The sequence below is a fragment of the Actinoplanes sp. NPDC048791 genome, from assembly GCF_040650095.1.
In the GTDB taxonomy this organism is placed as follows: domain Bacteria; phylum Actinomycetota; class Actinomycetes; order Mycobacteriales; family Micromonosporaceae; genus Actinoplanes.
Window position 1 is genome coordinate 1 of record NZ_JBEZGQ010000390.1, and the last position, 7,258, is coordinate 7,258.

A 7,258-nucleotide genomic window follows, 5' to 3' on the forward strand; every position below is an offset into this window, starting at 1 on the left:
GGCGTACGCAGCCGCTCCGGTCACTGCCCGGAGCGGCTGCGCAGCCACGTCTCCCGGCGACGCTGGGAGGCCCGGGACAGCCAGGCGTCCTGGACGACCTCGGCCAGCTCCGTACGGCTGATCCGGCCGAGCCGGCTCGCCCGGATCAGCACCGACGGGTGGCCGTTGAAGTGCGGAGTCGTGAAGAAGGGCGTCGTCTCGTCCTGGACCAGCGCCTGCTTGTCCGCGTCCGACTCCACCCAGAAGACGATCACGTCGGGATAGCGTTCGCCGGTCTCCGGGTCGACCGCGTCGGGGCGCGGGTTGCGGAAGAAGACGAACGACTTGCCGCCCACCTGATAGACCGGGTTGTCGGCCTCCGGGTCGTGAACGGTGACGTGCGGCATCGCGAGGGCCAGCTCGTGGACGTCGTCGACGCACGCGGGACGATCTGCCGGATCGGGCACCACCCCAGTCTAGGGCGCAAGCGGGCCGCCGACCGACCTGGAGGAACGACCATGATCAACGCTCACGCCGGCCTCAGCCTCGCGCTCATCGACGGCGCCGAGGTGGCCTACACCGATTCCGGCGGCGACGGTGAACCGCTGCTGCTGATCCACGGCGGCGGGCTCGCCGACTGGCTCACGCCACTGGCCGCGACCCCCGAGCTGGCGGACCACCGGGTGATCCGGATGGTCCGCGCGGGCTACACCGGCGGTCCGCTGCCGGCCGGTCTGACGGTGGCTGACCACGCCCGCCACGCCGCCACCCTGCTCCGGCAGCTGGATGCCGCGCCCGCCCACGTCGTCGCCCACTCGTCGGGTTCGACCATCGCCCTCCAGCTGGCCGTGGATGATCCGGCTGCCGTCCGTACGGTCGCTCTTTGTGAACCTCCGCTCGTCGACGCCCTGGCCGATCCGGCCGACGTGGACGCCCTGCACGCCGCCTTCGGCCCGGTGATGGGCACGGCGATGGCCGCGACCGCCCAGGGCGACCACGCGACCGCCTTCGACGCTTTCATGGCGATGGTGTGCGGGCCGGACTACCGGGCGGTGATGAACGATGTGCTCGGGGCCGGCCTCGTCGAGGAAGCGGCGGACCACTGCGGCGCCTTCTTCACGAGCGAGCTGCCGGCGGTCGGTGCGTGGACGTTCGATCCGGCGGTGACCCGGCCGGCCCTGCTCATTCAGGGCGCCGACAGTCCACCGCCGGTGCACCGGCTGGTCGCCCGGCTCGCCGGCCTGCTCCCGGAAGCAGCGATCGCCACCGTCGACCACGCCAACCATCTGATGCCGCTGAGCGCGCCGGCCGAACTCGGCGCGGTGGTCGCGCGTTTCGCGCGGTGACTATCCGGCCCGGCGGTCCCGGCGTTCGCTACCCGGCGTGCCGATGCGCGAAACGGCAGGCGACGCCGCACTCCGGATGATGTCATCGGGGTGCCCGCGCCGAGACGCCGTACTCGATCGCATCGAAGGCCTGGTTCAACCGCTGCCGGTGGGCCGCCGCGACGTCGGCGAGCTCGTCGCCGGCGAGCCGGCGCCGGACCGTCGCGACCGCGACGATCCGGTACGCCGCGACGACCAGCGCAGCGAGCAGCGCACTGTCGCCGGAGAAACGCTTGTCGGCGGCCAGTTCCTCGGCCAGCGCCGCCTCGATCTCGTGCTCGAACACCCGCAGCCGGGCGATCAGCGTCGGCGCCTCCACGACGATCCGCAGGAACGGTTCGATGCCCTCGTCCAGGGCGGACAGCCCGTGCCGTTCGGCGGCCAGGGCGAGCAGCGTCTGCCGGATCGCCTCGACCGCGCTGACCTCGTCCGCCCGGTCGCGCACCGCCGCCCGGGCGATCTCGACCACGTCGGGGAGCCGGTCGAGCAGCAGGTCCTCCTTGCGGTCGAAGTGCTTGAAGACGGTCACCTTGGACACGCCCGCCGCGGCGGCGACCTCGACGATCGTGACGTCGTCGAAGCCCCGGTCGAGGAACAGCCCGGTGGCGACGTCAGCGATGTGGGCGCGGGTCCTCGACCCACCACGGTCTCCCCGATTGGGCATGGACACGACTCCTCAGCGGTGTTAGCTTTACCCGGTAAGCTTACTTGGTAAGCAGACCGAGTCGCCTCAAGTGAGACGGTAGCGGTTTGCCCCCACCCTTCAGGAGCCCCCGTGTCCACTCCCGTAACGATCATCGGTGCCGGCCTCGGCGGCCTCGTGCTGGCCCGCGTCCTGCACCTGCATGGCATCCCCGCAACTGTCTACGAGGGGGAGGCCGCACCGACCGCGCGCGCCCAGGGCGGCCTGCTGGACATCCACGACTACAACGGCCAACTGGCGCTGCGCGAGGCCGGCCTGATCGACCGGTTCCGCAGCCTGGTCCTCGAGGGCCGCGAGGCCAGCCGGTTCCTCGGCCGGGACGGGACCGTCCTGGCCGAGCAGGGCGACGACGGTACGGGCGGACGCCCCGAAATCCTCCGCGGTGACCTGCGCCGGATGCTGCTCGACTCCCTCCCGGCCGGCAGCATCAAGTGGGGCCACCGGGTCAGCGGTGTCGCAGCCCTCGGCGAGGGGCGGCACACGGTGACCTTCGCCGACGGCACCACGGTTGTGACGAGCCTGCTGGTCGGCGCGGACGGTGCCTGGTCACGCGTCCGGCCACTGCTGTCCGCCGCCACGCCTGAATACACCGGGATGTCGGCCGTCGAGACTCACCTCTTCGACAGCGAAACCCGGCACCCCGCCACGGCGAAGGCAGTCGGCCAAGGAGCGATGTACGCCCTCGCGCCGGGCCAGGGCCTGCTGGCGCACCGGGAGAGGGGCGGCACCCTGCACAGCTACGTGTTCGTCACCGAGCCGCAGTCGTGGTTCGCCGCCATCGACTTCACCGACGCCGCCGTGGCCGCTGCCCGGATCGCGCAGAAGTTCGACGGTTGGGCCCCGGAGCTCACTGCACTGATCACCGACAGCGACACCCCGCCGGTCCTGCGGCCGCTCTACACGTTGCCGACCGAGCACCGGTGGGATCGGGTGCCGGGGGTGACCCTGCTCGGCGACGCCGCCCACTTGACGGCCCCGAACGGCGAAGGCGCCAACCTGGCCATGTACGACGGCTCGGAACTGGCCAAGGCCATCGCCGCCCGCCCGGACGACATCGAAGCCGCACTCAACGAATACGAGCAGGCGATGTTCTCACGCAGTGCCGAGGCGGCTCTCGAAGGCAACCGAACCCACGAGCTGCTCTTCGGCGCGGGTGCGCCCTACTCCTTGCTCGGCATGGCGGCCGCTTAGTCAATTGCTGACGCGTTTGAGATCGATCGAGAAGGTGGAATCCGGGCCGGACAACTGGAGCCGATCGGTTTGCCTCCGCCCATCTCCACGCCATTCCTCGCTTGTGCCGTTGACCTCGGCAGTCGCCCGGAAGACTGTTTCCCGCCACTTCCCCAGGACGCACAGATCCAGATTCGGGCTTGCGGAATGTGCCCGGGCGGGAGGACTGCTGGGCAGGGCGGCCGGTGTGCCGGATCCGCTGCCGTCACCGCGGCCCGTGATGCGGCCGTCGCCACCGATGGACGCACTGGTCGCTCTGGCGGGTGCGGGTGAGGCCGCTTGCTGGGTACCGCGCTCCTCGGCGAGCGACAGGGCAACCTGGATCGCCACGGCGCTCAGGACGAGCGCGACCAGTCCCGAGCCCCAGGCCCATGACCATTGGTCGGTGACCACATTGGTCGCTATCCCGATGCCGGCCGCGATGAGAACAGAAACGGCGGCTCCCGCGGTGCGCCATTGAAGTCTCGACATGCACACCCTCGGCGTTCGTAGAACGGGTCGCTATCAGGAGCCGGAGTCGATGCGGGGATCGCCGCCGGCCATCTTTGTGCATGGAGCCGGCACCTGACGAACGCGATCAGGCAGCCGTATCGGTTTCTCCACCCGGAAAGTGTTATGCCGGCGCCGGGACGGGAGTCGCAACGCCGCCGGCGGCGCACGCCTTGACACTTATCGATATCCATATCAGGCTGGGAGCGCTCCCAAGTATGTCGTCTGTGTTTCCGTGCAAGGAGTTCTGGATGAGGAAATTCAGGCCGGCCAACACCGTGCTGGTCGCGGCCGGTGCCGCCCTCCTGGCGTCCGCCGCCGTCGCTGTGGCGCTGCCGGCCGGGGCCGCGGCCGCCGGTTGCTCGGTGAGCTACGTGGTCTCGTCGCAGTGGCAGGGAGGCTTCGGTGCCAACGTCACCATCACCAATCTCGGTGACGCGCTCTCCAGCTGGACGCTGACCTGGTCCTACGGCGCCGGGCAGACCGTCACCCAGGCCTGGAACACGACGCTGACCCAGAGCGGCGCCGCGGTCACCGCCAAGAACGTCAGCTACAACGGGTCCGTCCCCACCAACGGCACGGTCTCGTTCGGCTTCAACGGCGCGTCGCCCGGCAGCAACCCCGCTCCGACGGACTTCGCGGTCAACGGCTTCGTCTGCGGCGGAGGCACCGTGCCGACCACGGCACCCACCACCCCGCCCACGACGCCGCCCACCACCGCGCCGGCCGGCACGCCGGACATCACCGTGAACAGTGCCACCAAGTACCAGACGATCGACGGGTTCGGGGCTGCCGTATCGATCTGGGGCGGCGCGTGGTCCACCGCCGAGACCCAGACGCTGGTCGGGTCGGGCGCCAACCAGCTCGGCCTGTCGATCGTGCGGACCGGCATCTCGCCGGTCTCCAGCGAATGGCCGGCGCAGGTCAACGCCTTGAAAACGGCCAAGTCGTACGGGTCGAACGTGAAGATTCTCGCCTCGCCGTGGACGGCCCCCGCCGCGTGGAAGACGAACAACAGCCGGGTCAACGGCGGCAAGCTCAAGACCGACTACTACGACGACTACGCCAACCACCTGAACAGCTACGTCCAGTACATGAAGAACCAGGGCGTGGCCATCGACGTCACCTCGGTGCAGAACGAGCCGGACTGGCACCCGGACTACGACTCGATGGACTGGAGCGGCACCGAGCTGCGCACCTTCGTCCGCGACCAGGGCGCCAAGGTGCAGAACACCAAGCTCATGGTGGCCGAGGCGGTGAACCTGAACTACGGCTACACCGATCCGACCCTGAACGACGCGAGCGCCCGCAACAACATCGGCTATGTCGGCGGCCACCTGTACGGCACCGAGGACGCGGGACGGTTGAAGCCGTACGCGCTGGCCGAGCAGTACAACAAGCCGGTGTGGATGACCGAGTGGAACTTCCACGAGGCCGACGGCAACGGCTCGAACATCTGGGGCAACCCCAGCAACCAGGCGGTCTGGAACGAGACCCTCGACGACATCATGCGCACCGTGCACAAGTCGATGGAGTCCAACTGGAACGCCTACATCTGGTGGTACGGCAAGCGTTACTACTCCTTCATCGGTGACGGCGAAGCGGCCTACGGCACCACCGCCGGAGCACCACTGAAGCGCGGCTACGCGTTCTCGCAGTTCGCCAAGTACGTACGCCCGGGTTATCAGCGGGTCGGCCTGACGAAGAGCGCCAAGGCCTCACCGCTGGAAGTGACCGCTTACCAGGGCGATGGCAAGACCACGCTGGTGATCCTCAACCGCTCGGCCGCCGCGGTCACCAACGCCGTGCTCCAGGCCCCGCAGAACGTCACCAAGGCGGAGTACTACCTCACCTCGCAGAACGCCAACGCGGCCGGCCAGCCGACCAGCCTGAACGGGGGACAGGTCACCGTCAGCGTTCCCGCCCGCAGCATCTCCACCGTCGTGTTGACCCATCCCTCAGGAGTGAACCAGTGACCAGATCCAGATCGATCAGTGTCGGCTTGGCGTCGGCCGGCGTCGCCCTGCTGGCGTCGGCCGCGGTTGCCGTGGCGTTGCCGGCGGGCGCCGCGGCGGCGGGCTGCTCGGTGAACTACGCCGTGTCGTCGCAGTGGCAGGGCGGCTTCGGCGCCAGCGTCGCGATCACCAACCTGGGTGATCCGGTGTCCAGCTGGACGCTGACGTGGTCGTACGGCGCCGGCCAGACCGTGACGCAGGCGTGGAACACCACCCTGACCCAGAGCGGTGCCGCAGTGACGGCCAAGAACGTCAGCTACAACGGCGCGCTCGCGACCAACGGCACGGTGTCGTTCGGCTTCAACGGCTCGTGGACAGGCAGCAACCCGGTCCCGGCCAGCTTCGCGCTCAACGGGGTGAACTGCACCGGCGGGACCGGACCGACGTCCCCGTCCACCACGCCACCAGGATCCCCGTCCCCGTCGCCGTCGGTCTCACCCTCGACGCCGGGCGGCACCTGCACGCTGCCGTCGACCTACCGCTGGTCGTCGACGGGCTCGCTGGCCAACCCCAAGAACGGCTGGGTCTCGCTGAAGGACTTCACCAACGTCGTCTACAACGGCAAGCACCTGGTCTACGCGTCCAACGTGAACAACGGCTCGTACGGCTCGATGAACTTCGGTCTCTTCACCAACTGGTCCGACATGGCCTCGGCCAGCCAGAACGGGATGAGCCAGGGCACCGTGGCGCCGACGCTGTTCTACTTCGCGCCGAAGAACATCTGGGTGCTGGCGTACCAGTGGGGTCCGACGTCCTTCAGCTACAAGACGTCCACCGACCCGACCAACGCCAACGGCTGGTCCTCGGCGCAGACGCTGTTCACCGGGACGATCGCCGACGCCCCGTACGGGGTGATCGACCAGACGGTCATCGGTGACGGCACGAACATGTACCTGTTCTTCGCCGGCGACAACGGCAAGATCTACCGGGCCAGCATGCCGATCGGGAACTTCCCGGGCAGCTTCGGCTCCTCGTACACGACGATCATGAGCGACTCGACGAACAACCTGTTCGAGGGCGTCGAGGTCTACAAGGTCCAGGGCCAGAACCAGTACCTGATGATCGTCGAGGCGATCGGCAGCCAGGGCCGCTACTTCCGCTCGTTCACCGCCACCAGCCTGAACGGCACGTGGACCCCGCAGGCGGCCAGCGAGAGCAACCCGTTCGCGGGCAAGGCCAACAGCGGTGCCACCTGGACCAACGACATCAGCCACGGTGACCTGGTCCGCAACAACCCGGACCAGACCAAGACCGTCGACCCCTGCAACCTCCAGCTGCTCTACCAGGGCAAGGACCCCAGCGCCGGCGGCGACTACAACAACCTGCCGTGGCGCCCGGGCGTGCTCACCCTGCAGCGATAGGGCGGTGACCCGGCGGGGAGGGCGTAACAACCAGCCCCGCGCTGGGCGCCCCGATGTGACGGGGAGGGGCCAGACCTCCGTTGCCGAGCGTTCGTA

Annotated in this window: 7 protein-coding genes; 4 read left to right on the forward strand and 3 right to left on the reverse strand. The window is 69.0% G+C overall.

Annotated elements, in window-relative coordinates; genetic code table 11:
* Window positions 1-20: 20 nt before the first annotated feature.
* Window positions 21-446 carry an MmcQ/YjbR family DNA-binding protein gene (locus AB0C29_RS25430; RefSeq protein WP_360824741.1) on the reverse strand — a complete coding sequence of 142 codons (426 nt, stop codon included), beginning with the start codon at window positions 444-446 and terminating at the stop codon, window positions 21-23.
* A 51-nt stretch (window positions 447-497) separates the two neighbouring features.
* On the opposite strand from AB0C29_RS25430, the gene AB0C29_RS25435 reads away from it, so the two are divergent.
* Window positions 498-1,325: an alpha/beta hydrolase gene (locus AB0C29_RS25435; RefSeq protein WP_360824744.1), complete on the forward strand. Its 828-nt coding sequence runs from the start codon at window positions 498-500 to the stop codon at window positions 1,323-1,325.
* 82 nt (window positions 1,326-1,407) lie between these two features.
* On the opposite strand, the gene AB0C29_RS25440 is transcribed toward AB0C29_RS25435, so the two are convergent.
* Window positions 1,408-2,028 carry a helix-turn-helix domain-containing protein gene (locus AB0C29_RS25440; protein ID WP_360824747.1) on the reverse strand — a complete coding sequence of 207 codons (621 nt, stop codon included), beginning with the start codon at window positions 2,026-2,028 and terminating at the stop codon, window positions 1,408-1,410.
* A 111-nt stretch (window positions 2,029-2,139) separates the two neighbouring features.
* Between AB0C29_RS25440 and AB0C29_RS25445 the strand changes: the two genes are divergently transcribed.
* Entirely contained in the window at window positions 2,140-3,258 is a 1,119-nt protein-coding gene (locus AB0C29_RS25445; RefSeq protein ID WP_360824750.1) for an NAD(P)/FAD-dependent oxidoreductase, read from the forward strand.
* Here AB0C29_RS25445 and AB0C29_RS25450 read toward each other — a convergent pair whose 3' ends face one another.
* Window positions 3,259-3,768 (reverse strand): hypothetical protein, encoded by a 510-nt coding sequence (locus AB0C29_RS25450; protein WP_360824753.1) that lies wholly within the window; start codon window positions 3,766-3,768, stop codon window positions 3,259-3,261. It abuts the gene before it with no gap.
* A gap of 269 nt (window positions 3,769-4,037) precedes the next feature.
* Between AB0C29_RS25450 and AB0C29_RS25455 the strand changes: the two genes are divergently transcribed.
* Together AB0C29_RS25455 and AB0C29_RS25460 are read left to right on the forward strand one after the other, a co-directional pair.
* Window positions 4,038-5,762 carry a cellulose binding domain-containing protein gene (locus AB0C29_RS25455; RefSeq protein WP_360824756.1) on the forward strand — a complete coding sequence of 575 codons (1,725 nt, stop codon included), beginning with the start codon at window positions 4,038-4,040 and terminating at the stop codon, window positions 5,760-5,762.
* Window positions 5,759-7,162, forward strand: a complete 1,404-nt coding sequence (locus tag AB0C29_RS25460) for a non-reducing end alpha-L-arabinofuranosidase family hydrolase (protein WP_360824759.1) — start codon at window positions 5,759-5,761, stop codon at window positions 7,160-7,162. The genes AB0C29_RS25455 and AB0C29_RS25460 overlap by 4 nt, the downstream gene beginning before the upstream one ends.
* The last annotated feature ends 96 nt before the right edge of the window (window positions 7,163-7,258 follow it).